This window comes from Mesorhizobium sp. NPDC059054, assembly GCF_042739215.1.
Taxonomy (GTDB): domain Bacteria; phylum Pseudomonadota; class Alphaproteobacteria; order Rhizobiales; family Rhizobiaceae; genus Mesorhizobium.
In genome coordinates, this window is record NZ_JBHYHV010000008.1 from 131603 (window position 1) to 156393 (window position 24791).

Annotated in this window: 33 protein-coding genes; 16 read left to right on the forward strand and 17 right to left on the reverse strand. The window is 61.6% G+C overall.

What is annotated here, in order from left to right; all coding sequences use genetic code 11:
* Window positions 1-12: 12 nt before the first annotated feature.
* From mauD to ACFWXH_RS28920, 4 genes are all read right to left on the reverse strand, one after another.
* Window positions 13-612: a methylamine dehydrogenase accessory protein MauD gene (gene mauD, locus ACFWXH_RS28905; RefSeq protein WP_379124882.1), complete on the reverse strand. Its 600-nt coding sequence runs from the start codon at window positions 610-612 to the stop codon at window positions 13-15.
* Complete coding sequence (locus ACFWXH_RS28910; protein WP_379124884.1) at window positions 612-1178, reverse strand: MauE/DoxX family redox-associated membrane protein; 567 nt, start codon at window positions 1176-1178, stop codon at window positions 612-614. Before ACFWXH_RS28910 ends, mauD begins: the two co-directional genes overlap by 1 nt.
* Before the next feature lie 6 nt (window positions 1179-1184).
* Entirely contained in the window at window positions 1185-2342 is a 1158-nt protein-coding gene (locus ACFWXH_RS28915) for an amine dehydrogenase large subunit (protein WP_379124885.1), read from the reverse strand.
* 395 nt (window positions 2343-2737) lie between these two features.
* The gene (locus tag ACFWXH_RS28920; RefSeq protein ID WP_379124886.1) at window positions 2738-3757 is read right to left on the reverse strand and encodes an AraC family transcriptional regulator; all 1020 of its coding nucleotides are present in this window, start codon (window positions 3755-3757) and stop codon (window positions 2738-2740) included.
* 269 nt (window positions 3758-4026) lie between these two features.
* Between ACFWXH_RS28920 and ACFWXH_RS28925 the strand changes: the two genes are divergently transcribed.
* Entirely contained in the window at window positions 4027-4953 is a 927-nt protein-coding gene (locus ACFWXH_RS28925) for a cytochrome c3 family protein (RefSeq protein WP_379124887.1), read from the forward strand.
* A gap of 34 nt (window positions 4954-4987) precedes the next feature.
* Here ACFWXH_RS28925 and ACFWXH_RS28930 read toward each other — a convergent pair whose 3' ends face one another.
* The 3 genes from ACFWXH_RS28930 to ACFWXH_RS28940 form a co-directional block, all read right to left on the reverse strand.
* Window positions 4988-5329 carry a DUF982 domain-containing protein gene (locus ACFWXH_RS28930; RefSeq protein ID WP_082407628.1) on the reverse strand — a complete coding sequence of 114 codons (342 nt, stop codon included), beginning with the start codon at window positions 5327-5329 and terminating at the stop codon, window positions 4988-4990.
* Between the two features lie 166 nt (window positions 5330-5495).
* On the reverse strand, window positions 5496-5720 hold the full coding sequence (locus ACFWXH_RS28935) for a hypothetical protein (protein WP_152980014.1): 225 nt from the start codon (window positions 5718-5720) through the stop codon (window positions 5496-5498).
* An 83-nt stretch (window positions 5721-5803) separates the two neighbouring features.
* Window positions 5804-6331, reverse strand: a complete 528-nt coding sequence (locus ACFWXH_RS28940) for an SRPBCC family protein (protein ID WP_379124888.1) — start codon at window positions 6329-6331, stop codon at window positions 5804-5806.
* Between the two features lie 176 nt (window positions 6332-6507).
* Between ACFWXH_RS28940 and ACFWXH_RS28945 the strand changes: the two genes are divergently transcribed.
* The gene (locus ACFWXH_RS28945; RefSeq protein WP_379124889.1) at window positions 6508-7035 is read left to right on the forward strand and encodes a DUF4142 domain-containing protein; all 528 of its coding nucleotides are present in this window, start codon (window positions 6508-6510) and stop codon (window positions 7033-7035) included.
* A gap of 96 nt (window positions 7036-7131) precedes the next feature.
* Complete coding sequence (gene ligD / locus ACFWXH_RS28950) at window positions 7132-8001, forward strand: non-homologous end-joining DNA ligase (protein ID WP_379124890.1); 870 nt, start codon at window positions 7132-7134, stop codon at window positions 7999-8001.
* A gap of 98 nt (window positions 8002-8099) precedes the next feature.
* Here the strand turns inward: ligD and ACFWXH_RS28955 are convergent, their stop codons facing one another.
* Window positions 8100-8537 carry a CBS domain-containing protein gene (locus ACFWXH_RS28955; RefSeq protein ID WP_379124891.1) on the reverse strand — a complete coding sequence of 146 codons (438 nt, stop codon included), beginning with the start codon at window positions 8535-8537 and terminating at the stop codon, window positions 8100-8102.
* 181 nt (window positions 8538-8718) lie between these two features.
* On the opposite strand from ACFWXH_RS28955, the gene ACFWXH_RS28960 reads away from it, so the two are divergent.
* Window positions 8719-9108, forward strand: coding sequence for a low affinity iron permease family protein (locus ACFWXH_RS28960; protein WP_379124892.1), 390 nt, complete (start codon window positions 8719-8721; stop codon window positions 9106-9108).
* Between the two features lie 65 nt (window positions 9109-9173).
* On the opposite strand, the gene ACFWXH_RS28965 is transcribed toward ACFWXH_RS28960, so the two are convergent.
* Window positions 9174-9515: a hypothetical protein gene (locus tag ACFWXH_RS28965; RefSeq protein WP_379124893.1), complete on the reverse strand. Its 342-nt coding sequence runs from the start codon at window positions 9513-9515 to the stop codon at window positions 9174-9176.
* 208 nt (window positions 9516-9723) lie between these two features.
* Between ACFWXH_RS28965 and ACFWXH_RS28970 the strand changes: the two genes are divergently transcribed.
* A complete protein-coding gene (locus tag ACFWXH_RS28970) occupies window positions 9724-10095 on the forward strand; it encodes a hypothetical protein (RefSeq protein ID WP_379124894.1) in 372 nt (123 codons plus the stop codon).
* Window positions 10064-10363: a hypothetical protein gene (locus tag ACFWXH_RS28975; protein ID WP_379124895.1), complete on the forward strand. Its 300-nt coding sequence runs from the start codon at window positions 10064-10066 to the stop codon at window positions 10361-10363. Before ACFWXH_RS28970 ends, ACFWXH_RS28975 begins: the two co-directional genes overlap by 32 nt.
* Before the next feature lie 296 nt (window positions 10364-10659).
* Here ACFWXH_RS28975 and ACFWXH_RS28980 read toward each other — a convergent pair whose 3' ends face one another.
* Both ACFWXH_RS28980 and ACFWXH_RS28985 read right to left on the reverse strand, forming a co-directional pair.
* Window positions 10660-11211 (reverse strand): hypothetical protein, encoded by a 552-nt coding sequence (locus ACFWXH_RS28980; RefSeq protein WP_379124896.1) that lies wholly within the window; start codon window positions 11209-11211, stop codon window positions 10660-10662.
* Window positions 11212-11301: 90 nt separating this feature from the next.
* Complete coding sequence (locus ACFWXH_RS28985; RefSeq protein WP_379124897.1) at window positions 11302-11622, reverse strand: PepSY domain-containing protein; 321 nt, start codon at window positions 11620-11622, stop codon at window positions 11302-11304.
* A gap of 297 nt (window positions 11623-11919) precedes the next feature.
* Between ACFWXH_RS28985 and ACFWXH_RS28990 the strand changes: the two genes are divergently transcribed.
* Genes ACFWXH_RS28990 through ACFWXH_RS29000 form a run of 3 tightly spaced genes read left to right on the forward strand, consistent with a single transcriptional unit; the run spans window position 11920 to window position 12744 of the window.
* Window positions 11920-12084 (forward strand): DUF3309 family protein, encoded by a 165-nt coding sequence (locus ACFWXH_RS28990; RefSeq protein WP_379124898.1) that lies wholly within the window; start codon window positions 11920-11922, stop codon window positions 12082-12084.
* A 17-nt stretch (window positions 12085-12101) separates the two neighbouring features.
* Window positions 12102-12281 (forward strand): hypothetical protein, encoded by a 180-nt coding sequence (locus tag ACFWXH_RS28995; protein ID WP_054313536.1) that lies wholly within the window; start codon window positions 12102-12104, stop codon window positions 12279-12281.
* Between the two features lie 22 nt (window positions 12282-12303).
* Window positions 12304-12744 (forward strand): hypothetical protein, encoded by a 441-nt coding sequence (locus ACFWXH_RS29000; protein ID WP_379124899.1) that lies wholly within the window; start codon window positions 12304-12306, stop codon window positions 12742-12744.
* Window positions 12745-12837: 93 nt separating this feature from the next.
* On the opposite strand, the gene ACFWXH_RS29005 is transcribed toward ACFWXH_RS29000, so the two are convergent.
* Window positions 12838-13143, reverse strand: a complete 306-nt coding sequence (locus tag ACFWXH_RS29005) for a plasmid stabilization protein (RefSeq protein WP_379124901.1) — start codon at window positions 13141-13143, stop codon at window positions 12838-12840.
* A gap of 130 nt (window positions 13144-13273) precedes the next feature.
* Between ACFWXH_RS29005 and ACFWXH_RS29010 the strand changes: the two genes are divergently transcribed.
* Window positions 13274-14341: a DNA topoisomerase IB gene (locus ACFWXH_RS29010; protein WP_379124902.1), complete on the forward strand. Its 1068-nt coding sequence runs from the start codon at window positions 13274-13276 to the stop codon at window positions 14339-14341.
* A 243-nt stretch (window positions 14342-14584) separates the two neighbouring features.
* On the opposite strand, the gene ACFWXH_RS29015 is transcribed toward ACFWXH_RS29010, so the two are convergent.
* Both ACFWXH_RS29015 and ACFWXH_RS29020 read right to left on the reverse strand, forming a co-directional pair.
* On the reverse strand, window positions 14585-15697 hold the full coding sequence (locus tag ACFWXH_RS29015; RefSeq protein WP_379124903.1) for a nitrogen regulation protein NR(II): 1113 nt from the start codon (window positions 15695-15697) through the stop codon (window positions 14585-14587).
* Window positions 15694-15999: a circadian clock KaiB family protein gene (locus tag ACFWXH_RS29020; protein WP_379124904.1), complete on the reverse strand. Its 306-nt coding sequence runs from the start codon at window positions 15997-15999 to the stop codon at window positions 15694-15696. Before ACFWXH_RS29020 ends, ACFWXH_RS29015 begins: the two co-directional genes overlap by 4 nt.
* A 374-nt stretch (window positions 16000-16373) precedes the next feature.
* Between ACFWXH_RS29020 and ACFWXH_RS29025 the strand changes: the two genes are divergently transcribed.
* From ACFWXH_RS29025 to ACFWXH_RS29035, 3 genes are all read left to right on the forward strand, one after another.
* Window positions 16374-17120, forward strand: coding sequence for a Crp/Fnr family transcriptional regulator (locus ACFWXH_RS29025; RefSeq protein ID WP_379124905.1), 747 nt, complete (start codon window positions 16374-16376; stop codon window positions 17118-17120).
* A 131-nt stretch (window positions 17121-17251) separates the two neighbouring features.
* The gene (locus ACFWXH_RS29030; protein WP_379124906.1) at window positions 17252-17629 is read left to right on the forward strand and encodes a DUF982 domain-containing protein; all 378 of its coding nucleotides are present in this window, start codon (window positions 17252-17254) and stop codon (window positions 17627-17629) included.
* Window positions 17630-17817: 188 nt separating this feature from the next.
* Window positions 17818-18210, forward strand: a complete 393-nt coding sequence (locus tag ACFWXH_RS29035; RefSeq protein WP_379124907.1) for a hypothetical protein — start codon at window positions 17818-17820, stop codon at window positions 18208-18210.
* A gap of 32 nt (window positions 18211-18242) precedes the next feature.
* Here the strand turns inward: ACFWXH_RS29035 and ACFWXH_RS29040 are convergent, their stop codons facing one another.
* Window positions 18243-19109, reverse strand: coding sequence for an ABC transporter ATP-binding protein (locus ACFWXH_RS29040; RefSeq protein WP_379124908.1), 867 nt, complete (start codon window positions 19107-19109; stop codon window positions 18243-18245).
* 195 nt (window positions 19110-19304) lie between these two features.
* Here ACFWXH_RS29040 and ACFWXH_RS29045 point away from each other — a divergent pair, with 195 nt between their 5' ends.
* Window positions 19305-21626, forward strand: coding sequence for a Tex family protein (locus tag ACFWXH_RS29045; RefSeq protein ID WP_379124909.1), 2322 nt, complete (start codon window positions 19305-19307; stop codon window positions 21624-21626).
* 34 nt (window positions 21627-21660) lie between these two features.
* Here ACFWXH_RS29045 and ACFWXH_RS29050 read toward each other — a convergent pair whose 3' ends face one another.
* Both ACFWXH_RS29050 and phnF read right to left on the reverse strand, forming a co-directional pair.
* Entirely contained in the window at window positions 21661-22569 is a 909-nt protein-coding gene (locus tag ACFWXH_RS29050) for a 2-hydroxyacid dehydrogenase (RefSeq protein ID WP_379124949.1), read from the reverse strand.
* Window positions 22570-22884: 315 nt separating this feature from the next.
* Window positions 22885-23649 (reverse strand): phosphonate metabolism transcriptional regulator PhnF, encoded by a 765-nt coding sequence (gene phnF, locus ACFWXH_RS29055; RefSeq protein WP_379124910.1) that lies wholly within the window; start codon window positions 23647-23649, stop codon window positions 22885-22887.
* A 75-nt stretch (window positions 23650-23724) separates the two neighbouring features.
* Here phnF and phnG point away from each other — a divergent pair, with 75 nt between their 5' ends.
* Both phnG and phnH read left to right on the forward strand, forming a co-directional pair.
* The gene (gene phnG / locus ACFWXH_RS29060) at window positions 23725-24180 is read left to right on the forward strand and encodes a phosphonate C-P lyase system protein PhnG (protein WP_379124911.1); all 456 of its coding nucleotides are present in this window, start codon (window positions 23725-23727) and stop codon (window positions 24178-24180) included.
* Window positions 24180-24791: a phosphonate C-P lyase system protein PhnH gene (phnH, locus tag ACFWXH_RS29065; protein WP_379124912.1), complete on the forward strand. Its 612-nt coding sequence runs from the start codon at window positions 24180-24182 to the stop codon at window positions 24789-24791. The genes phnG and phnH overlap by 1 nt, the downstream gene beginning before the upstream one ends.

The following is a 24791-nucleotide window of genomic DNA, read 5'->3' on the forward strand; positions in this document are numbered from 1 at the left end:
ATTCTAACCGCGTCAGCTACGATGGGCGACTTCGGCCTCGATCCAGTTCTGGATCGAGGCCTGGCCGAGGTCCTGCGCATTGAGAAGGCTTTCCAGCTGCTCGCGTGAATTGACCAGGCCCTTGCCGCGCACCACGCCCTGCTGGTCGAGCAGCACCGCGAAGGGCAGGCGGTTGATGCGGTAAGTCATGCCGAGATCGCGCGACAGCACATATGGAAAATCGGCCAGGCCGGCGGCGCGGCGGAATTCGGTGTGTTCCAGCGCATCGCCGTCCGAGGCGATGACGATGCCGAGCCTCTGCGCTTCCGCCTGCTTCAGCGATTTCAGGACCGGCAACAGCTTCTTGCAGACCGGGCAGGTGGTCGACAGGAAGAACACCAGCGTGCTTTTCGCCGCCGGCGGCCCAAGCGTCAGCGGCTTGCCGTCCAGCGTGAGCAGGTCGAAGCGCGGCGACTGTTCGCCGATCTTGGGGCCAGCGTCGGTCACCAGCGCGCCCATAGGCGCCACGCGTTCGAACAGGATGCCGACCTGTCTCGCCAGCGCGAAGACGACGACCAGGAGAACGATGACGATCGCCCACAGGACGATCACGGCTACAACCAGCGGATCCATCAGTCGTGCCCCTCGTGATTGTGCTGCTCGAACGTGCGATTGGACGCCTGCAGCCAGGACCAGTTGTCGATGAGTTTTTCGATGCCTGCAAAAAGCAGGATGGTGGAAAGGATGCCGGCGGCGGCACTGAGCCAGGCCACGGGGGTCATGTCGACCGGCAGCAGCGAAGCCATCGCCACAAGGCAAAGCACGCCGAGCACGGCGTTGCGAGCCACCAGATACCAGGAAAGGCCTTGCCCGGCGCCGCCGCAGCCGCAGTCGATATGCGTGTTGCCGCGCGCCAGGTTAATGGCAATGGCGCCAGCGTAGAGGGCGAGCAGAAGCAAGGCCATGCCGGCCGCGAACGGCCGGGTCGCCGGCACGATCAGACCGAGGATCACTGCAACTTCCAGAAACAGCAGGCCAAGCGCCGCTGGCGTCAGCAGCGCGGCCGGCAGCAGCCGATAGCCGCCCATCGTATGCACGAACATGGTCAGATCCGTGGCCTTGTGCATGGCCGCGCGAGCGAAGACGCAGACCAGCGTGCCCGCCGCGATGACCACAAGGATCGGGTGCAGCGCTACCATGGCGGACTATCGCACCTCGACCTGGTCGGGCAGATCTCCGCCCGAGGCCGAAACGGCTGGCGTCAGCGCGAACTCCTTACCCGCTTCCGGCAGATCGTAGCGGACGATTTCCGCTTTCAACCCGTCGATCGCGAACAAGGCCGGCTTGTCGCTCTGGTTGACGGTCAGCCCGATGGCCGGCACCGACTTCGAACGACCGATGACCTTCTTGTCCTTGAGGTCGATCGCCCAGATTTCTTCGGCCGGATTCTTGTGGCTGCCTTCCGTGCCCTTGGAATGCATCAGCATATAAGCGATGCCGTTCTTGTCATGCACGGCAAGCGGCTGGTAGCCGCCTGGGCGCCAATCGCCCTCGACGCCTTTGGCCACCTCGATCTTGTCGACCAGCTTGGCGGTGTCTCCTTCGACATCGATGACATAGATGTTGCCGCCATAGGACGGGAATACCCAGTTGTCGCCCCAGCGGTAGGCGCTGGTGAAGATGGCGTCCTTGTCCGGATCGAAGATCGTTTCCGACGGCTTCATCTCGCCGGTGCCGTCGGATTTGACGTCGATGGTGCCGACGGTGCCGTCACCGCACAGCGTTGCGAAACGTGTCGCGGTCTTGGCCGAAGGGAAGATGCCGTAGCAGCCGGGATTGGCGATGTCGCCGATCTGTTTCTTGGCAGCGAGGTCCACCACGGTCACCGAGGTCGCCGGGGTCGCATTCTGCACGAAGAGATATTTCATCTCGGCCGATGGCTGGAACAACGAGCGATAGTTCAGCGCCTGTGCCCTGTTCTTCGAGATCGGGATTTCTTCCTTGAAGGTGAGGTCCTCGCCGGAATAGACCTCGACGAAATCCGAGCGGTCGCCTCGCGTCGTGCGCGACAGATGCGATGTCGCGACATAGATGTCCTTTGAGCCTTGTGGGAACTGGGCCATGCCCAGACTGCCTGTTCCGATGATGCCGATAGGCTTCAACGTCTTGGCGTCCATCACATAGATGCGCCCGTCGACCACGTGATTCAGCGCGAGATCCATGGAAAAGAGCATTTCGGTGCCGTCCGGGATCTTGACGTTGGTGATCTCCTCCGGCTGGATTTCCTTGGCAGCCTCCTGGGCATAGGCAGGCAAGATCGCCGTGCCGGCCAGCATGGCCGCTGCGAACAGACCCAAACGCATTGGTGGTCCTCCCCGTTGCTCGTTCCTTCCCATGCCGACCCTTCATATATGCGCCGCAACCATGCCGTTTCGGCAAGGCAGCGGAATAAAACTGGAGGTAGCAAGAACGATTGCGGCCGCAGGCGACGTCGATGATGGTTGTCCGGGCGCTTCTCCTTCGCCTGGCGACCTCGTCCGCAGCCTCTTTCTGCTCCTCCCAGGGCAGCAACAGGCTCTCGATTTCGACTTTGCATCGCGACTTCGACGGCCCGCTTGACAGAATGCGCCAAAATGCAGGCGAGCTGCCGTTCGGTCTTAGCGTTTCCGTTTTTCACGGAAACGCGGAAACGCTCCAACTCTTTGTTTTTACGCAATTCCGGACGGAAAACCGTTGCACACTTTTCCTGGGATTGCTCTTAGATATGTCTTTCCCGGGTCCGGTAGTCGGCGGGCGTCTCGCCGACCTGGCTCCTGAAATTGCGCGAGAAAGCGCTGGGCTCGCTGTAGCCAAGCTGCAGCGCGATCGTCGTCAGCGGAATGTCGGTCGCCACCAGCATGCATTTGGCGATCTGGATGCGGACCTTGTTGCGGATATCGAGGAAATTCACGCCGCATTCCGCCAGCCGCCGCTGGAAAGTGCGCAGCGACACGCCGAAATCGGCAGCGGCGTGTTCGACATCGGCATCGAAGGCGCGCGCAAGCGCGGCGCTCATCCATGCCTGCAGGGCGGTGACCAGGTCGACTTCCTGCCGCAGCGCGGACCGGTTTTCCTGAAGCTCCTCTTCGGCGCGCGCATTTGCCACCGGATCCGCGCCGGGAACGCTGTGATCGAGATAGGCGACGGGAAAGTAGATCGCATTGCGCGGCCGTCCGCTTTGCACCATGCAGCCGAAATAGCTGCGGTAGGCATCCATGTCCCTGGAACAATCATGCTCAAGATCGACATGGGAAATGACCCGCCGCGGCCCGATCACGTCGGTCAGCATCTTGTGCTCGAGCGCGATGGTGAAATCGGCATCCTGATGGCGCAGGCGCACTGTGGGGTCGGAGATCGAATAACTCAACCTGGCGAGGCCACCCGAGACGTCCAGACGCGCCTCGGTATTGCTCTGCAGGCTGGAGAAGTAGCTGGTGAATTTCGAGAACGCCCAGCCGAGTGTCGGCGCGGTGAAGAAGACGGTGGCGATGGAGCCCAGCGCCGGCAGATTGTAACTGCGGCCGAGCTTCAGGCCGAAGGTGATGTCGCCCTTCTCGCGCGCGGCGGCTTCCAGGATGGTGGTAAAGATCGCGAGCGGCGTGCTTTCACTGCTCTCCGCGAGGCTGGAGCGAGTGAGCCCAAGCCGCGCCAAGATGCTTTCCGGTTCCTGGCCCTTGTTGGCCAGTGCGTCGAGCAGCAGCGTGGTTGCCCGAGGCGCGATCGTCCCGCTTCCCTGCATCCCGTACCTCCAGAGCGTTTCCGTTTTTTACGGAAACGCGGAAACGCTCTAACTTTGTTTTCACGCAATTCCGGACGGAAAACCGCTACGCACTTTTCCTGGAATTGCTCCAGTCACGGTCGCCAGGGGCATGTCCCTCCCATGCCCTGGTGGGATTTCTGCGGGAATTGTTGGTTTGTCGTTGGAAGCTGTCAATTGCCTTGAAGTCGAACATGCCCTTTGCCGGTCAAGGCACTAGTTTGGCGACCAGTTCGCCGGGGAATGAGGCTATGAACCTGCGCGCGAAGGGGCTGCAGAAGCTGGCCGGCCAGGCCGGGCTCGTACTGCTGGCGGCCGCTGTCTCCGTTCTTCTTTGGCAACCGACCGACATGGCGTGGTGGGCGGCGCGGCTGTTGGGCGTTGCCGCCCTGCTGCTGGCCGCCGCAACGCTGTTCCTGCGGCCTCCTTCCGGCCAATATCCCTGGCACAGGATTTTCGGCTGGGCGGCGTTGGCGGCGCTTGCCGGGCACATCCTCATCACCACGGGCTTCCAGCCAGTCTTCTGGCGTTGGCTGACCCCCGCCATTCCGGTCGAGATCGTTGCCGGCATCGTCGCGCTTCTGGCCTTCCTCGTGGTCATGCTCGTGCAGCGGTCCCGATCATTGCGCCGGCAACTCGGTCCTTTCTCGAGCCTGTCCGTGCACCGGACGGCCGGCTATCTACTGATCGCGGCTGCCTGCACCCACATCGCGTTGATTGCCGGAATGACCGTCTTCGCGGCAGCCGCCTTGCTCGCAGGGCTCACTTTCCTGCTCATCGAAGGTTTTCTGCGAGAGCGGCATCCCTTCCGGCTGGCGGCGACGCTGGCTTTGTTCTCCGGCGCAATCGCCTGGCTGGCGATGGGATCGATGGCCGAAACGCGGCTGGCGAGCCTGCGGCAGGCGCCGATCGACCATGCACGCTTCCTGCACACCGACCATACGGGGCTGGCATGTGCCGGCTGCCACCACAATTTCGTCGACCGAACCGGCAATGAGAACTGCCTGACCTGCCACAAGCGTGTCTCGATCTCCGAGACCACCCGCATCGACGGCATGTTCCACGCATTCTGTTCCGACTGCCACCGGACGGACAAGCGGGCCGGCAGGAAGTTCGGCCCGATCGATGATTGCAACGGCTGTCACGGCCGAAGCCCGTCTGGTGAGGCAGGCAAGTAGCGGCGGCGGATTGCCGTTTGCCAGCTGAGCTCTTCTAGGAGGCCGCGAATTTCGAAATGTCCGCGAGCGTATGGGCGACTTCCTTCGGGAAGCGGTGGCGCCGGCGGACGATGCGGTTCTGTTCGGTCGCGGCCTGCATGAAGGCGCCGAAGGCTGCGCGTGGGCTGCACTCGCCTTCCTGGGCGCGCTCGATCAAATCGACCGCTCGCAGATAGCTTTCACAATCCTTGTCCGGCCAGGAACGGCGCATCGCATTGGCCATGTCGGCTATGTTGCGGATCACGAATTTGCTTCCGCACGCTGTCCTGAAGCTCACCGGTGTGAAACAAGCCATGGGCTCTGTCCTCCTTGTTCTTGCGCGACGGCGTTCTGCCATTGCGCATCAAAACTCACGGGCTGCGACAGGTCGTACTGTTCACCGCGCCCGGGTTTATCAAGCGATCACGGCCAGGCTCGTTCCAACACAGTATGTTTCGTGCGCACACTGTTTTGGAATATTGTGAAATACCAATAAGTTGAGGGTGACCAGATTAAGCAGGAGGCTAACGTCCGCCGGATTTCCGTTCCAGATAGATTTCGAGGCTTTCGATCATCTCGTCCTGGTCCAGGATCCCTTGCGAGAACAGATCCATCGTTGCTCGGGCCAGGTCCTCAGCCGCCGGACTGCCATGGCAAAACCCATGGTCGTCACAAACATCGTCATAGATACGCTGCAGGGCAGTCAGGTCACCGGGATACGCAACGCCACTCGTGAAAGAGACAGTCATGTCTACCTCCCTTGGCATGCTCGACCGGAGGTTTATAAGCGCCTTTCTGGGATGGCTTTCAAATCACATTCGCTCGCGCACTTTCACAAGTGCTTAGTGCTGGACACACACGGTGAGGGATCGCTCTGCCTGCTGATCTTATCCCGTTGCGGCACAGACTTCGCGAAGTGTTGCAGGATCAACGGCCAGCCCTGCGCCGAGCCCATTGCTTCCATGTATTGCTCGGCGCTGGCGCCATGATTTGAGAAGCCGCTATGGGTCAGGGTCACGCGCGTTCCGCCGGGTATTGCCGAAAAGGTCACATCGACTTCGCCGGCTTTCGACGGATCGGGAACCGGCTCGCGATTGGGACCGATCTGCCAGGTGAAGACGATATGCCGGGGTAAATCGATTTCGAGGACCCGTCCAAAATCGCAACGAAATCCGTGCGGCCCGATCTCGGTGCAGAATCCACCGGTTTGATCGGCAATGGTCATGTCCTGGAGCGTTTCGCCGGACCACGAATAGTCTTTTGGCCACCAGTTCGTCATTTCTCGCGTGAAATGCAGGAAGGCCTCACGCGGTTCGGTTCCAACATCGATATCGATTGAAATCGTGTCCTTGAGGGTCATGGTGCGCCATACCTCGCGTTGCCCGATCGGGTTACCGCCCTTAGAATTCAACACGAGCTCAATGCCAAGCGATCATCGCGGTTCCGAAAACCTGCCGCGCTCGCGCTAGAGCCCACCGCATTTCATGGAACGATCAAAGTCCGCTCCCGTTCGGGTCCGAGACAGGGAGAAAGTCCATGAAGAAGCTCGTTCTTGCCGCAGCTGTCGTATTGGCGGCCACGGCCGCGCTGGCCCAATCAGTCACCGAAAAGACGGGTGTGAATTCGCTGCTCGGCGTCGCTCCCTCGACCGAAGATTTCGTCAAGAAAGCCGCGACCGGCGACCTGTTCGAAATTGCGGTGAGCAAGCTTGCCATCGAGCGGGCCGATCCGGCGACCAGGGCGTTTGCCGAGGAGATGGTGCGCGACCACGAACGGATCGGCAGCGAATTGAAGCAGATGGTGAAAAACCAGGCCATCAACGCCGTCGTTCCGGCCGAGATGACGGAAAGCCAGAAAGAAACGCTTGCCGAGCTTCAAGGGGTGCAAGGACAGGATTTCAACGATCGCTACCATTCCGACCAGGTCAAGGCGCATGCGGATGCCGTCGACCTGTTCCAGCGCTATGGCGAGAAAGGCGAGCAGGCAGCGATAAAGACCTGGGCAGTCAACACGCTGCCGGTGCTGCGGCACCATCTCGACATGGCCAAGGAACTGAACAAGTAGAGGCTATGCGTCTGGACCGTCGACGGGCCGTGCGCCATGCTGTCTTCCGTGGCCTGCGCGACGACAAGGAAGCGGCCACGATGAGTGGGAACAGTCATGAAATCAGTCGACAAATCCGCCGTCCAGCTTACCCATCCCGACCGTGTCTATTGGGAGGATGCCGGTGTCACCAAGGCCGGTCTCGCGGACTACTATGCCGAGGCATGGCCACGTATGGCACCGTTCGTGACTTCGCGACCGCTGGCTTTGCTGCGTTGTCCGGAAGGCACTGCCGGCCAGTGCTTTTTCCAGAAACATGCATGGCGAGGCCATGCCAAGGAGGTCCTCACGGTACAGGATCCGCACGACAATTCCGAAGAGCCTATCCTCGCAATTGATAGCTTTGATGGCGTGATCGGGCTTGTCCAGGCGGCAACACTCGAAATCCATCCATGGCAGGCACCCCTGGCCGACCTCGAACACCCGGACCAGATCGTCATGGATCTCGATCCTGGAGAGGGCATCACGTGGCAGGACTTGATCGATGGCGCGAGAGAAGTGCGCGCACGTCTGGAAAAGGCCGGACTTAACACCTTCGTCAAGACGACCGGGGGAAAGGGCATCCACGTCGTAGCGCCGCTCAAGCCGGTCACTGCCTGGGACGAGGTGAAGGAATTCACCAAGGCAATAGCGGATGATATGGCCTCGGACAGTCCCGACAAATATGTCGCGACCATCACCAAGTCGAAGCGTGTCGGCCATATCCTGATCGACTATCTGCGCAACCAGCGCGGGGCAACGGCAATCGCGCCATACGCTACCCGGGCGCGTGCTGGCGCTCCCGTTTCCATGCCGCTCGATTGGGACGAGCTTGGCCCTTCGATCGGCCCTTCTCACTTCACGGTCAACAATGCTGCGAGCCAGCTCAGTACGGCCGATCCCTGGCAGGATTTTCGCAAGGCGGAAGTCGCCTTGAAGCGGGGTTGAGGTGACTGGGCTCGGAACGGTTGGGGTGAGACACGCGATCCAGCCACATTGAGCAGTAGCCGTCCGCTGTTGGACGGCTACTGCTGCCTTAATCTTTGTTAGTGAGTGATTTGCGAATGCTCCCCGCCGCGCTGCGAGATGCCGCCCAGCGCTTCGCCTGCATGCATGGCTTCACCATTCATGGCCAGGTCACCGAGCGAGATGATACCTACGAGACGCTTATCCCTGTTGAGCACGGGCAGGCGCCGCACCTGGATATCGCCCATGTTCTGCAGAACGGCGCTGACCTCTTCGTCGTCGAAGCAATACTTGACGTCGCCCGTCATCACGTCCCGTACCGGTGTTTCAGGACCTTTGCCCATCGCCACCCCACGAACCGCGATATCGCGATCTGTAACCATACCGATTAGATGGTCGCCCTCTGCGACAGGCAGCAGCCCTGCGTCCAGGCTGGCCATGGCTTGGGCCACATCGCGCAGGGTCGCGTCCGGCATGGCGATCCTCACGTCCTTGGTCATGCAATCTCGTACTCTCATGGCGATCTCCCAGAGTTTGACGCCCCACGCTGATCGAAGTGATGCAGGCCCAATGAGTGGGCGACCAAAACGTTCCGATAAAATTGGGGCCTGCCAGTGGCCTGCCACAGTTTCTCGGAACGGGAGCATCGGCACCTTCGTTCCAGTCCTTACCGCCAAGTAGGGGAGGAGTGATCTACCAATGAAAACGGAACAGATATTCACCAGCATTGCGAATGCGGTTGCCCATGCCACCGGCAAGGCTCTCACCTTCGGGCTTTGTGTTCTGGCGGTGTTGGCTTGGGCTGTGACGGGTCCCTATTTTGGCTATTCGGACACCTGGCAACTGATCATCAACACCAGCACCACCATCATCACGTTCCTCATGGTCTTCCTGATCCAGAACACCCAGAACAGGGACAATGCAGCGATCCAGACCAAGCTGGATGAACTGATCCGGGCATCTAAGGCGAAGAACCGCCTGATCGGCATAGAGCATCTGACGGAAAAAGAGGTGGAGCAGCTTCGCAAGGAAATCGAGGAGAAGGTGATGGAACTCACGGAAAACAAACAACACCGGGTATCGAGTTAGGACCACCGTTCTGCGGCTTCCGTCGATCCAAAGCAGATCGTTGCCCTTCGCCCGGGCTGACTGGATCAGTTGCGCCGGTTGGTGGTGTTTATCTTCGTGTTGGCGGGTTCGCCCTGCTTTTCCGGATCGAGGCCGCCATGCGTGCCGTGCTCGGTCTCGTCCGTTTTCGGCGTTTTCTTGTCTCCCGTTCCAGCTTGGCTTTGATTTTCCGGAGGCGTCGGCGGGGGCTTGCCTGCGGTAGCCTCTATTCGCATCCGTCGTGGCGGGTTGCGGGTCTCGTCGGGATTGGGCCGCGGTATCTCGTCGGGCAAACGATCAGGTTCCGGCTCCTTGATAGGAGGCGTTTCATCGGGCAGGGGAGGAGGCTCGGGCGGCTGTGGCTCGGGGGTGTTCGGCAGTATGGCCATCGCGAAATCCCTATCTGTTGATGAAAAACCAGCGCGCCGTACTGGACCAGTTCAGCGGCTAGGCTGAGGACCAACCCGGCTTCGATCCCGCGGTTCCCTCACTAAATGTTTCAGCGATAGTGGCCGGACCCTTCAAAAATCTGGAATTTCGGAACCTCAGCCTGTGGCATGGGTTGGTTCGATGAGACTTCGATAGAAGGAGGTTTTCATGCAGATCCTGAAAACAATCGTCGATCATGGACCGATGCCGGTGGTGGAATTTCACGGGCAAGGCGGGGAAGAAATCCAGGTTCGACTTAACGCTCGTTCGGCGGCTGACGACGACGAGACGCTCATCGAAGTGGCGAAGGTGATGATGCTTCATGCCGCTGCCTTCGATCAGCCGGTCGAGAGCAGCGGCAAGCTAGGCACCACTAAGCAGAAGCCCAGATGGGAAGGGCCGCCGGAGAATCGCCCCAGCGGTTATCTGCCCGCCAATGACGATCCGGACCGCGATCGCGATGCAGCGGGAGAAACGCTGACCAATCCAGACAAGAGGAAGTTGTCCGATGCGCTTACGACAAAGAATAAAAAGCCGTAAGGCGACGACCCGCATCGAGCGGGCCATAGAGGCTGATTTTTATGCGCGCCGCGTTGGTATCACCAAGAGGGAGGCCGTTGCGATGCTTCGTGAGGGGAATGCCGATGCCCCGTCGGCGAAGGAGCCGGCAACAGCCGATCCGTTGGTGAAGTTTCTCGCCGAACACACCGATTTGTCGCCGAACCAAGCCAAGGACCTTGTGGATCGGGAAGGGCGGAATTTGAACAAGCTGCGCAAAATTGCCCGCACCATGAAAGCCGAGGGGTGATCCGCCTTAGCCAAGCGGCGGCGCCTTCGACACTTCGCAACAAGAACCTCTCCGTAGACGTGATCGATGAAAGGAGGCGGCGGAATGCCGCCTCCCCGGGGCTTTGGATCAAGCCACCCTTTGGATTGACAGCCGAGGTTTCAAGCAGCCGCAAGGGTGACGACTATGGTTGCGACGCCTCCCCCAAAAGGCCCGTTCCAAAAAATTGGCTCGCGAGTTTTCAAAGACACTGACAACCGGGCCGGAATGCAAGGCCAGAAGAGGCCGGGAGATCTCCCGGCCTCTGTCTCGTGCCGCTAACGATATGAAGCGGTGCGTCTCTTTTCAGGAAATTCTTCGGCCGGCGCGTCGGGATCCGAAAGATAGGCATCGCGGCGGGCATTGATATCGACCGCCCCATTCGAAACCAGAAGCGAGCGGATCGTCACTTCGTCGGCTTCATTGGTCTGCACGGCGACCAGCACACCGCCTCTGCGCACGCCTTCTGCGTATAGTTCGGCCTCGCCCTTCGAGATGCCGGCGCCGGCCAATGCGCCGACGAGTCCGCCTGCGACGCCGCCTACGGCACCACCGGCAGCCATCGCGGCAAGCCAGCCGGCCGCGACGACCGGGCCGATGCCTGGAATGGCGATGAGGCCGAGACCGGCGAGAAGGCCACCGGCCCCACCGGCGAGCACTCCGACACCAGCGCCGGCCGCGGCGCCGTCACCTGCTTCTGTGCCGGATCGTTCAGATCCGGCAGCTCCGATGATGCTGATCTTGTCGCTTGCGACGCCTGCCTTTTCGAGATCCCGGATCGCGGCGTGTGCCTCGTTGCGGGTATCGAACAGCCCAGTGACTGTTAGCATGATGATCTCCTTTCGCTGAATGCCGGATGGAGCACGTGGTATGTTGACATCCTGAAGATGTCGGCCCCTTTTTTGCTCGAGTTCAACGCCCTAGATGGCGCCTTCGGTGATATTGCCCTGGTAGTCGAGGGCCACGGATATCGGGACGCCATTCTTCTGCGCCGAGGCGCGCCACACGCCATCCTGGCCGAGGTTCAGATTGGTGATGTTGGTGAAGCCCTTCTTCTCGATCCGATCCTTCGCCTGGCTTTCTGTGAAACTGTTCTTGCCTTTCACGGGAGCCGACGGGTTGGTCGAATCCGGCGTTGTGACGGATGGCTTGGTCGGCGCGGTTTGCTGGGAGGGTTGCTCCTGAGCAAAGGCTGCGCCGGTGATGGCCAGCATGCCGAAGGCGAGGACGAATGGTCTCATGAATGATCTCCTGTTCGTTGATTGAACAAATGCTGCTCCGAGCATGAGGCCCGAATGCAGCTGGGGGTGCGGCAACAACAAGCCGTGGTCGCTTCACCGCTTCGGATGGCGAACCCACCACATGTTGGCCAACCCGAGGTTTTCCCCTTCGTTCCAAATGTTTTTTGAAAAGTATTGCGATCGGACCCGCCGCGCCCAACTCCAAAAATAAATGGAACGCGGTTCTGTCTGGAAACGTTCGGTTTCCGTTGAGCTTGGAGCGTCACGCTCGTTCAAGAATTTCAGAAGGAGAGAACAATGAGCCTCGGCACAATTCTTGTGATCATTTTGATCCTTCTCTTGCTTGGCGGTTTCAGTGGTCTCGGTGGCGGTCCTTTTTATGGGACCGGTTATTACGGCGGCGGCGGACTTTCCCTGTTGCTCATCATCATCGTCATCCTGATGCTGCTCGGACGGGTTTGACCGGGAGGACCGGTGTCATGCCCGAAAAGAAGATCCCGGCCGAAAAAGCCAGACAGGGGCGCAAAGGCACCCATGTCCTTCTGATCCTGCTTGCCAGTCTCGCTCTCGCGCTGGTCGCCTGGGGGGCTGTGGAGATTTACGGGCGCATGAGCACGGATACCGGGTCGGCGCCGCCGGTTACGCAGAGCCAACCCTAGCGAAAAGTGAGGAGCAAGGACCATGCGCAGTCTGGCGACGAAAAACCCCGAACAGGTCGACCACCTACGCAAGCTGGCCGCCGCTCATTTTGCGCCCGAATTTTTGCGAGCGGCACTGCAGCGGCTTTCCAAGCTTCGTGGCGAAGAGGAACTCGCCAAGTTCGAGCGCGAAATGATCGAACTGGTCGAGGGAGCGGACGGAGAAGACGAAGCGGATTTTCCACTGCTCAAGGAATTCGCGATCGAGCAGCTTTATCAAGTCATTCGAGAGGCCAAAGAATCCCCGGACACGAAACAGCGGCTTGAGGACATCGCCAAACGGCGCACTTCCGGTCGTTCCGAAGACTCCAAGACGTTGGAGGAGCAACTCCAGTCCGGCTTGGAGGACAGTTTCCCGGCGAGCGATCCGCCGGCGGTGGTTTCGTCCACCATTTCGGGGGGCAAGCAAGGCGGAAAGAAATAGCGTGTTCGTTGCGAAGGCAGTTCGGCCCGTGGTGTTTTTAAGGAGCACCGCGGGCCGTTTCTTTTACCGTCAGTAGCCGCCGACGATCTCCCATCAATGAGCCTCATGCCGCTTGCGGGTTGCCGCAGCCTTTTTGGCCGATGCGGAGCGTTCGCTGGCGGGGCGCCTGGCCGCGGAACGACCGCCGAGCCGTCCGCCTTTCTTAGCGGCCACATTGGTGTCCGGATCGCCGCGACCGGAGCCTGATTTGTTGCCACCGCCGGATTCCTTGTTGACGGTGGCCCAGGCCCGTCGTTCGGCCTCATCGGTTGAAACGCCGCGCTCCTTGTAGCCTTCCTCGATGTGCTCGGCCTTGCGCTTCTGCTTGTCGGTGTACTTGTCCTTGTCGCCGCGGGGCATGGTGGGCCTCCTTCGCTGGTCTGTTTGGCTTCTTCTCGGCCAACGTCACGGCCCAGTGACGGTTCCGAAAAGATGAAAACGGGAACCGGTGTCGAGCAGGCGGGTTGCAGTCCCGAAGGAGGGCACTCCCTTGGATAATTCGGTTGCAAACGGGGCCTCGCCTGATAGCGCGGCGAGGGCGATCTCACTGAGATATGTTGCCGATGGCGAGCCCGGCATAATTCGTCGTCGATCGGGGCGCGGGTTTCGCTATGTCGATACCAGAGGCAGCACGGTCGGCAGACGGTCCGACCTCGCTCGCATTCGTGCGCTTGCGATACCGCCTGCCTGGACCGAGGTCTGGATTTGCCGCGACGACAGAGGCCATATCCAGGCCATCGGCAGGGACGCCCGTGGCCGGCGCCAATATCTCTACCATCCGGACTGGCTTCACATGCGGGGAGAAGCCAAGTTTTCGAGCCTTGTCCCTTTCGCGCAAGCGTTGCCCGCAATGCGTCGGCAGATGGATTGCGATCTGCGCAGGCACGGACTGCCGCGCGAGCGTGTGCTCGCCGCAGTCGTCTGGTTGCTGGACAACACGCTGATCAGGATCGGCAATGCCGCCTATGCCAGGGAAAACGGCAGCTTTGGTCTGACCACTCTGCGTGATCGCCACGTCGATATCTCCGGGGCAACGTTGCGCTTTGTCTTCAAGGGCAAATCCGGCAGGGAATGGAAGCTGAAACTGACCGACCGGCGTATCGCCGGCATCGTTCGCCGCACTCAGGAACTGCCTGGCCAGACCTTGTTCCAATATCTGGACGAGAGCAAGAACCGGGCCTCAGTGACATCTCAAGCCGTCAATGACTACATCGGCGACATTTGCGGCTTCAGTTCGAAGCATTTCAGGACCTGGGGCGCGACTGTGCAGGCTTTATCGTTGTTTGCACAAACGGCGTTGCCCGAAAGCAAGAAAAAGACGACCGAACTCCGCAACGGTGTCATCGACAAGGTGGCTACGACGCTCGGCAACACGCGTTCGGTCTGTCGCAGCGGCTACATCCACCCTCAAATCGTCTCGTCATGGGAAAGCGGGCAGTTGCCGGCGGAATTGAAGTCGTTACGCCCGTTCAGAAGCAAGGAGTTTCTCGACATCGACGAAGCGCGCACGCTGGCATGGCTGATGCAGGTCGAGGAAGGCGACGCTGGCAAGCGTTGAGAGGCTTTACTGCTGCGAAGTACTCAAGCTGTCTTTTCAGCCGTTGGGCGGGATTGCGGGTTTCTCCATTGCGCGGCGAAACCAGCCAGCCCGGTGACGAGGGAAGTCGGCGGATTGCCGGGCTGGCTGCAAAGCGATGTCCGCTTTGGCTGGTGCTCCGAGGGACGGGAAACGCCAGCACTGAGAAAAACATCCGGTGCAGGCTGGGGTTCCAGATTTCTGCAGGCAGGATACGCGCCTGGCTCAGCGGACGCGGGCTTCTCCCGACGGCACTGGCAGGAAAAGATGGACGGTGGTTCCCTCGCCGACCTGACTTTCGATCTGGATGTGGCCACCCGATTGTCGGGCAAACTCATACACTTGGCTCAGACCAAGACCGGTTCCCTGTTCCGGCCCCTTGGTGGTGAAGAACGGCTCCATGACATGGGCAAGGACCTCGCCGGTCATGCCGCAGCCAGTGTCTGTCACGGAAATTCTGACAAAGGGAGCGACGTTGCCTTTCTCGTCCGATGGCTGCTCCATACCGCCGGCAGTGGTTATGAAAAGCCTGCCCCGTCCTGCCATCGCATCCCTGGCATTGATGGCGAGGTTGAGGATGGCGATGTCGAACTGGTCGCCATCGACGCGCATGGTTTCCACGCGGGGATCGAGATCGGTTTTCACCTCGATGCCTTTACCCAGCGTCTGTCCGAGCAGGTCGGTGAGCGAAACGATTCGTTCGTTGGGATCGATCGGTTCGATGCCCGGTGATCGACCTTTCGCAAAGGACAGCAACCGCTGTGCCAGCGCTGCGCCATTGTGGGTGCGGCCGAGCATTTCTTCTATCAGTGTTGTCGCCGTCGGGTCGGCGCCGCCGAGGCGTCGCTGCAGCACCCTGAGGCCGGACTCCAGCACGGCGGCCAGATTGTTGAAGTCATGCGCAACGCTGGCGGCAAGCCGCCCCGTGGCTTCGAGTTTCAGGGCTCGTCGCCGACGAGCCTTTTCGGCCCTCCGCTCCGAAGCATCGCGCAGCCGCACCAGCACGGCCGGAATGCCGGCCCACACGGTTTCGGCTACGCGCAGTTCGACCGCAATGCCGGGCCGGTTCGGATTGTGGATGACGATCTCGGTACCGCTTTTGTTTGCGATGGGGCGGCCGAACACGGCCTGCAGCAGATCGTCTGGCTGGCAGTCGAACATCCGACTGGCAATGGCATTTGCAAAAAGGATCATGCCGTTGGTGTCGACGATCAGAACGCCATCGGTGGTGTTCTGCTTCGCCAGGCTGCTCTGTCGACGAGGTCGCCGAAAGCCGGGCAATGGGCGCTCGGAAGGCAAAGCATGCATTGCGTGGCGATCGCCCGCGACAAACCTCATGAGGTGACTCCTATCCCATGCAAATTGAAGTGGTCGAGGACGTCCTCGGGAGTACCGAGATATCCGACCAGTCGCCGCGGCGGCGACTGCGTGTCATCGCTCAGCGTTGGCGCTGCAAGGATACCGGCGCTTCGAGCGGCTTGCCGATCTTCGAGAATATCGATCACTTCGATCTCGATCTGGGGCCTCAGCCGCTGCAGGATCTTATGCCTGCATTCGAGCGCGGTTTGCATGGCGGGGCTATCGCCCGCGACATAAAGCTGAAGCCGAACCGGCGCGTCAGCGCGAAGTCTCCTGGTCATGTCTTACGCCTGCGGAGTTTTGGCGTGGCAACGGCGCTACGCCTTCGAAAATCCAGTCGTCGACAACAGCGTTTCCGCTTTTCGGGGAGACGCTGTTGTTCCTTGTTACGCAATTCCAGCAAAACCGCTGCGCGCTTTTGCTGGAATTGCCTGGGCATTTTCCGGGCTGGCGCATGACCCGTCCGACCGGACGCGCGGCGCTCTGACAGCGAAAACTCGCCTGGATTGATAGGAAGCCTTAAAAGCACTTCAAACCGCACCTTGTGTATTCTTGTAGACAGACAAGGCGGAGCCCGTCTGCATACTAGTGAACATATCTCGGCTTTTCGGGCAGACCTTTGATGGAGACCAGAGCAAGAAGGGACACGTCGACCATGCAGGTGTCGTTCGAAGAGCTCGACAACAATCTTTTGCGCGCGCTGAAGCCGGAAGATTGGGCAGTGCTCCAGCCCCATCTGGAAGACTGGTCGGCGCATTCCGGGCTGCTGATACACGAACCTGGCGATACTGTCCGCCACGCCTATTTTCCGCGCGCCGAAAGCCTGATTTCCTATTTTGTCGATCTCAGCGACGGCCAGGGCATCGAAACGGTGCTGGTGGGACGCGAAGGCGCGATTGGCGGAATCGTCAGCCAGGGAAAATTGCCGGCCTACGCCCGGGCCGTTGTCCAGGTCGGTGGCTCATTCTGGCGGATCGATCTGGCGGAGCTCGAGGAGGCGAAATCCCGTTCGCCGACCCTGCGGCACCTGTTCGCGCGCTATGCGGATTGTCTGCTGGCTCAGATTTTCCAGTCGGTCGCCTGCAATGCCGCCCATTCGATCGAACAACGCACGGCCAAATGGCTGCTGGCGGCCATGGATCGAACCGGCAGGCCCGATGTGACACTGACCCAGGAGCAACTTGCGGCCATGCTTGGCGTGGGTCGCAGCTATCTGAGCCGCGTCTTCAGGGAACTGCGCGATGACGGTGTCATCGAGACGAGGCGCGGCCGCATCATCGTGCACAAGATAAACCGGCTTCGTTCAATCGCCTGCGAATGCAATGCCGCCGTCAGCCGGCATTTCGAGGCCGTCTTGAAGGGCGTCTATCCCGATGGCCAGAAGAGTGCGGAGAAACATTGAAGTGAGCGTGTCCGGCTACCGTTGCAGATTTTTGGAACGGGACTGTTCTGCCGGAATTCTAGACTGGTCTGAATTGTCCCTTGAAGGGAATTTCGGAGACGAGGCGAGATCAAATACAATCGGAGAGGATGATGCCACCATTCAAAGCGGTGATCTTTCGCACGACCCGGGACTATAAGCTCCCGATCACGACCTTGTATGATGTGGAAAGAGCAATGGGCATGTCGTGGCCGGACAAATCGGCCGACAGCTATCGCAGCGCCGCTTGCATTCTCGAACAGGCCAAGCTGGGCTGGTGCAGCCCGCGTGCCGCTTTCGAGGCCTTTGTGCTTGCAGCCCGGGAACAAGGGCGGATCGTCGAGTGCCGAAGGCTGAAGGATCGCGTTGCGCGTGAACTGGCTTCCATCGAGCCAGAAGCAATCAGGCCGGAACGCACAACTTCACCGTTCGGACTCCGAAGGCGAGTTCGTGCCGCCACACCAGTTCGGGCACGCGCGCGTCCTTACTGAGAGGTGTGAGCGCGGGGTCTGTGGCGGCGAGCATTGTCGCTTGAAAAACGCGATAGCCGCCAAAAGCTGTTTGTTGCCGACTCGACTGCAGGGAACGTTGCCTCCCTCGAGATTCCAGCTTGCTGAAGCGGTAAATATGGAACCGGCTGCCGGTGGGGTTGTTCTGTATTGTATGAAAGGAGAAGCCGATGCGTATCTTGACGCTGGTTGCGGCCCTTTCCGTGATGGCCGCCGCTTCGCCGGCAATGGCACAGGAGCCGGAACAACAGCTACCCGGACAGCAGACTCCGGATCAGTCACCGCAGCCACCCGCGCCGATGCCGGGACTGTCGCCCGACCAGGAGGTCACGGCAATCAATATCGTCAGGGTCGAAGAGTTGCCGCAACCGGCCAGGGCCGAGGTGGAAACCAAACTGAACGACACCAGCGCGGACGATCTGCGTGAGCTGCAGACATCGATTCAGGCTTCGCCGGTGGCGGTGATGATGCTGGCCCAGAACGGGCTCGATCCAACGCAGGTGGTGGCGGCAACCATAGATCAGTCCGGGACGCTCACCCTGGTCATTCAGGAAACGGCCTGACAACTCGCGGCCGTGCTCGGCTGCGAGGGGACTTAGCGATCGGTGTCCAACTGTTCGATGACCTTCGCGTCGCCGACATCGGTGAGCACAGTCTCGACCTCCTCGTCATCGACGCCGAGATAGGCGGCGATGACCCTGGGGTCGGCCCGCACGAAACCCGGATCGCCGTCGGAGATCTTGCGGCCATACTCCAGCACCACGATGTGGTCGGAGATCTGCATCACCACCGACATGTCATGCTCGATCAGCAGGATCGACGTGCCGTTGTTGCTGCGGATGTCCATCAGCAGTTCGTTGAGCGCCAGCGACTCCTTCGGGTTGAGGCCGGCGGCCGGCTCGTCGAGGCAGAGCAGTTCGGGGCCGGTGCACATGGCGCGCACGATTTCGAGCCGGCGCTGCGCACCATAGGGCAGGTCGCCGGCAGGGTCGTCGGCGCGGTCCATGAGGTCGGCCTTTTCCAGCCAGTACTGCGCTAACTCCACCGATTCCGCGGAAGCCCGGCGATAGCTGCCGATGCCGAACAGCCCCAGGATGAGGAAGCCCGAAGCCTGCATAAGCTTGTTGTGCTGGGCAACCAGCATGTTCTCCAGCACCGTGAGGCCAGGAAACAGCCGGATGTTCTGGAAGGTGCGGGCGACCTTGGCCTTGGCCGTGATCTGGAAATCCGGCATGCGCTCCAGCAGAAACTCCGAGCCATCCTGCCCGGTGAAATGGATCATGCCTTCCGTCGGCTTGTAGAAACCGGTGATGCAGTTGAACACGGTCGTCTTGCCGGCGCCGTTCGGGCCGATGAGCGCGGTGATCTCGCCGCGTCGAGCCTCGAAAGACAGGTCGCCGATGGCGACAAGGCCGCCGAATTCCATGGTCAGATGCTGGACTTGCAGGAGGGGTCTATCCATCGAGGGCACGCTCTTTTGCTGAAGCCCCTGGGGTTCGGAATGCGTGAACGGCCGATCGGTTCCCCAAGTTTGTCGGCCTTTTTCCGATCCCGCTCGCTCGCTGTGGAGAAACACTGCCGCCTGGCCAACAGCGTGGCGGCCTTCCGTGCACTTGAATATGGTGCGCCGACTCAACGGCTGGAGACGAAGTAACGCATGAGTGGCGCAGAACACGCTGGCAAGGAACGGATCGCTTCCATCATCGCGGCCGAGATCGCGGCCAAGCCCCAGCAGGTGACGGCGGCGATTGCACTGCTCGACGAAGGGGCGACGGTTCCTTTCGTGGCGCGCTACCGCAAGGAAGTGACCGGCGGACTTGACGACACCCAGCTGCGCCAGCTGGCCGAACGCCTTGTCTATCTGCGTGAACTCGACGCACGCCGCGCCGCGATCCTGGAATCGATCGGCGAACAGGGCAAACTGACGGACGATCTGAAGCTCAAGATCGCCGCAGCCGCGACCAAGGCGGAACTCGAAGACATCTACCTGCCCTATAAGCCGAAGCGTCGCACCAAGGCCGAGATCGCGCGTGAACGCGGGCTCGGTCCGCTGGCCGAGGTGATCATGGCCGACCGTGCGGCTGTTCCGCTGCAACTGGCCGAAGGCTACATCACCGAAGAGGTGCCGGACACGAAGGCCGCGCTGGAGGGCGTGCGCGACATCCTTTCCGAACAGTTCGCGGAAAACGCCGACCTGGTCGGCAAGCTGCGCACCTATATGCAGGATCGCGCCTTCCTGCGTTCGCGCGTCGTCGACGGCAAGCAGGAGGCCGGCGCCAAGTTCTCCGACTATTTCGATCATGCCGAGCGTTGGGCGACCACGCCCAGCCACCGGGCGCTGGCGATGCTGCGCGGGCGCAACGAAGACGTGCTTTCGCTCGCCATAGAAGTCGATGCCGACGACACTTCGCCGGTGAAGCCGGTGGATCGCATCATCGTGCAGACGCTGGCGATCGGCAACGCGCTGCCGGGCGACAAATGGCTGACCGAGGTCGCCGGCTGGACCTGGCGGGTGAAGCTGTCGCTGCATCTGTCGCTCGATCTGATGCGCGACCTGCGCGAACGCGCCGAGGAAGAGGCGATCCACGTCTTCGCCCGCAACCTGAAGGACCTGCTGCTGGCAGCCCCCGCCGGCTCGCGCGCCACCATGGGTCTCGATCCGGGCATCCGCACCGGCGTGAAGGTGGCAGTGGTCGACGGCACCGGCAAGCTCAAGGAAACGGCGACGGTCTATCCGTTCCAGCCGAAGAACGATGTGCGCGGTGCCCAGGCCGAAATCGCCCGGCTGATGCGCCAGCACAATGTCGAGCTCATCGCCATCGGTAATGGTACGGCCAGCCGCGAGACCGAGAAGCTGGTCGCCGACCTTCTGGGCGACATGCCGGCGCCGAAGCCGCTCAAGGTGATCGTCAGCGAGGCCGGCGCGTCGGTCTATTCCGCGTCTGAAACAGCGGCCGCTGAATTCCCGGGCTTGGACGTCTCCCTCCGTGGCGCGGTGTCGATCGCCAGGCGGCTGCAGGACCCGTTGGCGGAGCTCGTCAAGATCGAGCCCAAGTCGATCGGGGTCGGGCAATATCAGCACGATGTCGACCAGTACCGGCTGGCGCGCTCGCTCGATGCGGTGGTGGAGGATGCCGTGAACGCCGTAGGCGTCGACCTCAACACCGCGTCCGCTCCGCTGCTTGCGCGCGTGTCCGGTCTGGGTGCCTCGCTGGCAGAAGCGATCGTTGCGCATCGCGATGCCAATGGTCCGTTCCCCAGCCGCCAGGAACTGCTCAAGGTGGCGCGCCTGGGGCCAAGGGCGTTCGAGCAAAGCGCCGGCTTTCTGCGCATCCCCAACGGCGCCGAGCCGCTGGACGCATCGTCCGTGCATCCGGAAGCCTATGGTGTGGCCAAGAAGATCGTCGCCGCCTGCGGGCGCGACGTGCGCGCGCTGATGGGCGACCGAACCATGCTGCAGGCGCTGGACCCGCGCGTTTTCGTAGACGAGCGTTTCGGCTTGCCAACCGTGCGCGACATCATCGCCGAGCTGGAGAAGCCGGGCCGCGATCCGCGTCCGGGCTTCAAGACGGCGACTTTCGCCGACGGGGTCGATGACATCAAGGACCTGAAGCCGGGCATGCTGCTCGAAGGCACCGTCACCAATGTCGCCGCCTTTGGCGCTTTCGTCGACATCGGCGTGCACCAGGACGGTCTTGTCCATGTCTCGCAACTGGCCGACAGGTTCGTGAAAGACGCGCATGAGGTGGTCAAGGCTGGCGATATCGTCAAGGTGCGCGTGGTCGATGTCGACATTCCGCGCAAGCGTATTGGCTTGACGATGCGGCGCGACGGCAATGGCGGTTCCGGCAAGCCGGCTCGCCCGGACGGCCCGAGGAAACCGGCCATGCCACAGCAGGGCAAGGGCCGGCCGGACAAGGCGCCGCCGTCGCAGGGTGCTTTCGGTGCAGCGTTGGCCGAAGCGTTCAAGAAGCGGTGAACGCCTCGGGGGCAGAAAAGGCAGTCGCTGAACGTCAGTTCACCGTGTTTTCTGGCCTCTTTCCTGCGAAATAGGCGTCGAGGCTGGCCAGAACCATGTTGCCCATGGCGCGGCGTGTCTCGACGGTGGCGCTGGCCTGGTGCGGCATCAGCACGACATTGGGCAGGTCGAGGAAGTCCTCGCGGATGGCAGGCTCGTTCTCGAACACGTCGAGGCCGGCAGCCGCGATCGAGCCGTTGCGCAGGGCGGCGATCAGCGCGTCCTCGTCGACCACGCTGCCGCGCGCGATGTTGATCAGCGTACCGTGTGGGCCGAGAGCCTTGAGCACGGCGCCGTCGACCACACGGCGCGTCTCCGGCGTCGCCGCGACACAGACGGCCAGCACGTCGCTGTCGGCGGCAAGTGCCGCCGCGTCGGCAAAATGCGGCCACGCGACGTCGTGATAATGCGTCCGATTCGAATAGCGCACGGCCATGCCGAAGAGCTCGGCACGGGTGCCCAATGCACGGCCGATCTGGCCAAGCCCCAGGATGCCCAGCCGCTTGCCGCGCGGGCTGGAGCCGAGTGGGAATGGCTCACCGGCCTGCCAGCGGCCGCTGCGCACGAACCGGTCGCCCTCGGCGATCCGGCGCAGCACGGCGAGGATCAGCGCCAGGCCCATGTCGGCGACCTCGTCGGTGAGTGCTCCTTGTGTCGTGACGACATGGACGTCGCGCGCTCGCGCATAGCCGAGGTCGATCCTGTCCGTGCCGACGCCGTTGACGGCAATGATGCCGAGGTACGGCAGCCGGTCGATCCAGTCATTGGCAAGGCCGGTACCGCCCCCGGTCACGACGGCGCGAATGTCGGCACGCGCCGCCTCGATGCCGTCACGCTGCCCGTCATCGAAGAGACGATGCACCTGATAGGCGGCATCGAGCCTGGCTTCGATCTCGGCCATCATCGGTTCTACGAGCAAGAGATGCGGTTTCACCTGGCCTCCGTAAGCTTATGATTCGTTTGGTGAAGACTGCCAACCGGGTGTATAATTATCTTGGTCGACAGCCGAAACTGGGCTCGGCTGCAAGAGGGCGATATCCAGCCCGTTAGAGGAGGGCATGCTATGGCATTCCTCCACTTCGACACAAACCGTCCTGCGCACTTTCTCTCGGATTGGGGTGTCCCGATCGCAGCAGCTTTCATCATAGCTTGCTGGATCGGCCTCATGATGTGGGGTTGAGGGCGGAGCACGCTGGAAGCGCCATGCGTCATATGACGCCTAGTCCGCGCTGACCGTCAGTTCGACGCGATCCGCCGAGAAGCGCGTCTGTGAATACTGGATCGGCTTGTCGCTACTATCGACATTGACACCGCGCGCGACCAGCACGATGGCGCCGGGTGAAAGCCGCAGATCGCGCGTGTCGGTGTCGTCGGCGTGCCGCGCTTCGATAGTCGTCGAGGCGCGGCGGTAATCCTTGATGCCGGACAATGCGAGCGCCTGGGTGATCGAATGGGTTTTGGCGAAATAGTCCGCGATGTCGGGGAAATGCGCGGCACGAAACCAGGCTGTCGAGCGTGAAACCGGAACACCGTCGGCAAGACCACGCATTTCGAGGCGGATGACCTCTTCGACAGGTTCCAATCCAAGCGCTGCGGCAACCGTGGCGTTGGCTGGTTCTCGGGCATGGTCCAGGAGTTCGATCTGACGGTCCCGCGCTTGGCCTTCGAGGCCGGCGGAGAAGCGGGTTCTGGCGCCGATCGGATAGGTGAGCCGCTTCTGACGCCGCACATAGGTGCCGCGTCCCTGTTCGCTCCGAAGTACGCCTTCGTGGACGAGGGCGGCGATCGCGGCGCGCACCGTATGCCGGTTCACACCGAACCGTGCCGCTAGTTCCGCTTCGGGCGGCAGCCGCCCGTTTTCGTCGGCAAGGCCGCTGCCGATGCCCCGCCTGATCTCGTCTCCGATCTGCCGCCACAGTGCGACGCCGACCCCTCGATGCAATGCCGATTTCGACAATATCCTCCTCCTGCCGCTCACTGTCATGCTTCCGTCATCCAACGGGGCTAAGACAAGTTAAGATATCTAGTTGTCTAGATCAATAGACAAATTGAGGTGAGCATGAAGATCACTGCCGATCAAACGGCGCGACGGGACCGCATGGCGGTTCTGGCGCGCTGCAGCACCGAGCGGCTGAATGCGTTGTGGGCGACGCTCGGGATGCAGCCCAGGCATACGCCCCTGCGCGGCCCGGAGGCCGGGCTGGTGATGCTGCGTGGACGTGTTGGCGGCACCGGCGAGCCGTTCAATGTCGGCGAGGCGACCGTCACCCGCGCCAGCGTCAAACTGGAGGATGGCTCGGTCGGCCATGCCATGATGCTCGGTCGCGATCATGCCAAGGCGCGGCTCTCGGCGGTCATCGACGCGCTCTGCCGCAATGCCGAAACCGCGGCCCGTATCGATGCCGATCTGATTCAGCCGATGCGGCGCGAACTCGATGACGCCGATGAGATGCGCCGTCAGCAGACGGCGGCCACGCGCGTCGACTTTTTCACCATGGTCCGCGGAGAAGACTGATGTTGAACGAAGCGACTGCCCTCGAAGGCGGGTTCTCCAATCCGGTCCTGAATGCCCAGTCCGTCTTCCGCGCCGTCATGGATGCGATGGCGAAGCCTGCGACAATTGTCGAGGTGGATGCGGTGGTGACGCCGCCATCGCCGCTCGGCCGGGCGGCCGGCGCCGTGGCCTGCGCTCTGATCGATGCCGATACCCCGTTCTGGCTCGATGCCACACTGGCCGAAAGCACGGCACTGCGCGCCTGGCTCACTTTCCACACCGGTGCTCGCGAGATGGCAACCTGCGGTGACGTTGCTTTCGCCCTGGTCGGCGCTCCGCAGACCATGCCGCCGCTGGAGCGCTTTGCCCAAGGCAGCCAGGAATATCCGGACCGCTCCGCGACGCTGATCCTGCAGGTGCCGAGCCTCGAAGGCGGCGCGGCGCTGACGTTCGAAGGCCCGGGTATACGCAACCACGTCGTGCTGGCGCCGCGTGGCCTGCCGCAGGATTTCGCAGCGCAGTGGAAGGCCAACCGCAAACGGTTCCCGCGTGGCGTCGACCTCATCCTCACCACGGGCGATGCCATTGCCTGCTTGCCGCGTTCGGCGCGCCTCGTCGAGATGGAGGGCTGA

Bases quoted from the DNA above. Each gene is read 5' to 3' on its own strand.
- mauD (WP_379124882.1), bottom strand. From the start codon at position 612: ATGGATCCGCTGGTTGTAGCCGTGATCGTCCTGTGGGCGATCGTCATC.
- ACFWXH_RS28910 (WP_379124884.1), bottom strand. From the start codon at position 1,178: ATGGTAGCGCTGCACCCGATCCTTGTGGTCATCGCGGCGGGCACGCTG.
- ACFWXH_RS28915 (WP_379124885.1), bottom strand. From the start codon at position 2,342: ATGCGTTTGGGTCTGTTCGCAGCGGCCATGCTGGCCGGCACGGCGATC.
- ACFWXH_RS28920 (WP_379124886.1), bottom strand. From the start codon at position 3,757: ATGCAGGGAAGCGGGACGATCGCGCCTCGGGCAACCACGCTGCTGCTC.
- ACFWXH_RS28925 (WP_379124887.1), top strand. From the start codon at position 4,027: ATGAACCTGCGCGCGAAGGGGCTGCAGAAGCTGGCCGGCCAGGCCGGG.
- ACFWXH_RS28930 (WP_082407628.1), bottom strand. From the start codon at position 5,329: ATGGCAGAACGCCGTCGCGCAAGAACAAGGAGGACAGAGCCCATGGCT.
- ACFWXH_RS28935 (WP_152980014.1), bottom strand. From the start codon at position 5,720: ATGACTGTCTCTTTCACGAGTGGCGTTGCGTATCCCGGTGACCTGACT.
- ACFWXH_RS28940 (WP_379124888.1), bottom strand. From the start codon at position 6,331: ATGACCCTCAAGGACACGATTTCAATCGATATCGATGTTGGAACCGAA.
- ACFWXH_RS28945 (WP_379124889.1), top strand. From the start codon at position 6,508: ATGAAGAAGCTCGTTCTTGCCGCAGCTGTCGTATTGGCGGCCACGGCC.
- ligD (WP_379124890.1), top strand. From the start codon at position 7,132: ATGAAATCAGTCGACAAATCCGCCGTCCAGCTTACCCATCCCGACCGT.
- ACFWXH_RS28955 (WP_379124891.1), bottom strand. From the start codon at position 8,537: ATGAGAGTACGAGATTGCATGACCAAGGACGTGAGGATCGCCATGCCG.
- ACFWXH_RS28960 (WP_379124892.1), top strand. From the start codon at position 8,719: ATGAAAACGGAACAGATATTCACCAGCATTGCGAATGCGGTTGCCCAT.
- ACFWXH_RS28965 (WP_379124893.1), bottom strand. From the start codon at position 9,515: ATGGCCATACTGCCGAACACCCCCGAGCCACAGCCGCCCGAGCCTCCT.
- ACFWXH_RS28970 (WP_379124894.1), top strand. From the start codon at position 9,724: ATGCAGATCCTGAAAACAATCGTCGATCATGGACCGATGCCGGTGGTG.
- ACFWXH_RS28975 (WP_379124895.1), top strand. From the start codon at position 10,064: ATGCGCTTACGACAAAGAATAAAAAGCCGTAAGGCGACGACCCGCATC.
- ACFWXH_RS28980 (WP_379124896.1), bottom strand. From the start codon at position 11,211: ATGCTAACAGTCACTGGGCTGTTCGATACCCGCAACGAGGCACACGCC.
- ACFWXH_RS28985 (WP_379124897.1), bottom strand. From the start codon at position 11,622: ATGAGACCATTCGTCCTCGCCTTCGGCATGCTGGCCATCACCGGCGCA.
- ACFWXH_RS28990 (WP_379124898.1), top strand. From the start codon at position 11,920: ATGAGCCTCGGCACAATTCTTGTGATCATTTTGATCCTTCTCTTGCTT.
- ACFWXH_RS28995 (WP_054313536.1), top strand. From the start codon at position 12,102: ATGCCCGAAAAGAAGATCCCGGCCGAAAAAGCCAGACAGGGGCGCAAA.
- ACFWXH_RS29000 (WP_379124899.1), top strand. From the start codon at position 12,304: ATGCGCAGTCTGGCGACGAAAAACCCCGAACAGGTCGACCACCTACGC.
- ACFWXH_RS29005 (WP_379124901.1), bottom strand. From the start codon at position 13,143: ATGCCCCGCGGCGACAAGGACAAGTACACCGACAAGCAGAAGCGCAAG.
- ACFWXH_RS29015 (WP_379124903.1), bottom strand. From the start codon at position 15,697: ATGAGGTTTGTCGCGGGCGATCGCCACGCAATGCATGCTTTGCCTTCC.
- ACFWXH_RS29020 (WP_379124904.1), bottom strand. From the start codon at position 15,999: ATGACCAGGAGACTTCGCGCTGACGCGCCGGTTCGGCTTCAGCTTTAT.
- ACFWXH_RS29025 (WP_379124905.1), top strand. From the start codon at position 16,374: ATGCAGGTGTCGTTCGAAGAGCTCGACAACAATCTTTTGCGCGCGCTG.
- ACFWXH_RS29030 (WP_379124906.1), top strand. From the start codon at position 17,252: ATGCCACCATTCAAAGCGGTGATCTTTCGCACGACCCGGGACTATAAG.
- ACFWXH_RS29035 (WP_379124907.1), top strand. From the start codon at position 17,818: ATGCGTATCTTGACGCTGGTTGCGGCCCTTTCCGTGATGGCCGCCGCT.
- ACFWXH_RS29040 (WP_379124908.1), bottom strand. From the start codon at position 19,109: ATGGATAGACCCCTCCTGCAAGTCCAGCATCTGACCATGGAATTCGGC.
- ACFWXH_RS29045 (WP_379124909.1), top strand. From the start codon at position 19,305: ATGAGTGGCGCAGAACACGCTGGCAAGGAACGGATCGCTTCCATCATC.
- ACFWXH_RS29050 (WP_379124949.1), bottom strand. From the start codon at position 22,569: ATGATGGCCGAGATCGAAGCCAGGCTCGATGCCGCCTATCAGGTGCAT.
- phnF (WP_379124910.1), bottom strand. From the start codon at position 23,649: ATGACAGTGAGCGGCAGGAGGAGGATATTGTCGAAATCGGCATTGCAT.
- phnG (WP_379124911.1), top strand. From the start codon at position 23,725: ATGAAGATCACTGCCGATCAAACGGCGCGACGGGACCGCATGGCGGTT.
- phnH (WP_379124912.1), top strand. From the start codon at position 24,180: ATGTTGAACGAAGCGACTGCCCTCGAAGGCGGGTTCTCCAATCCGGTC.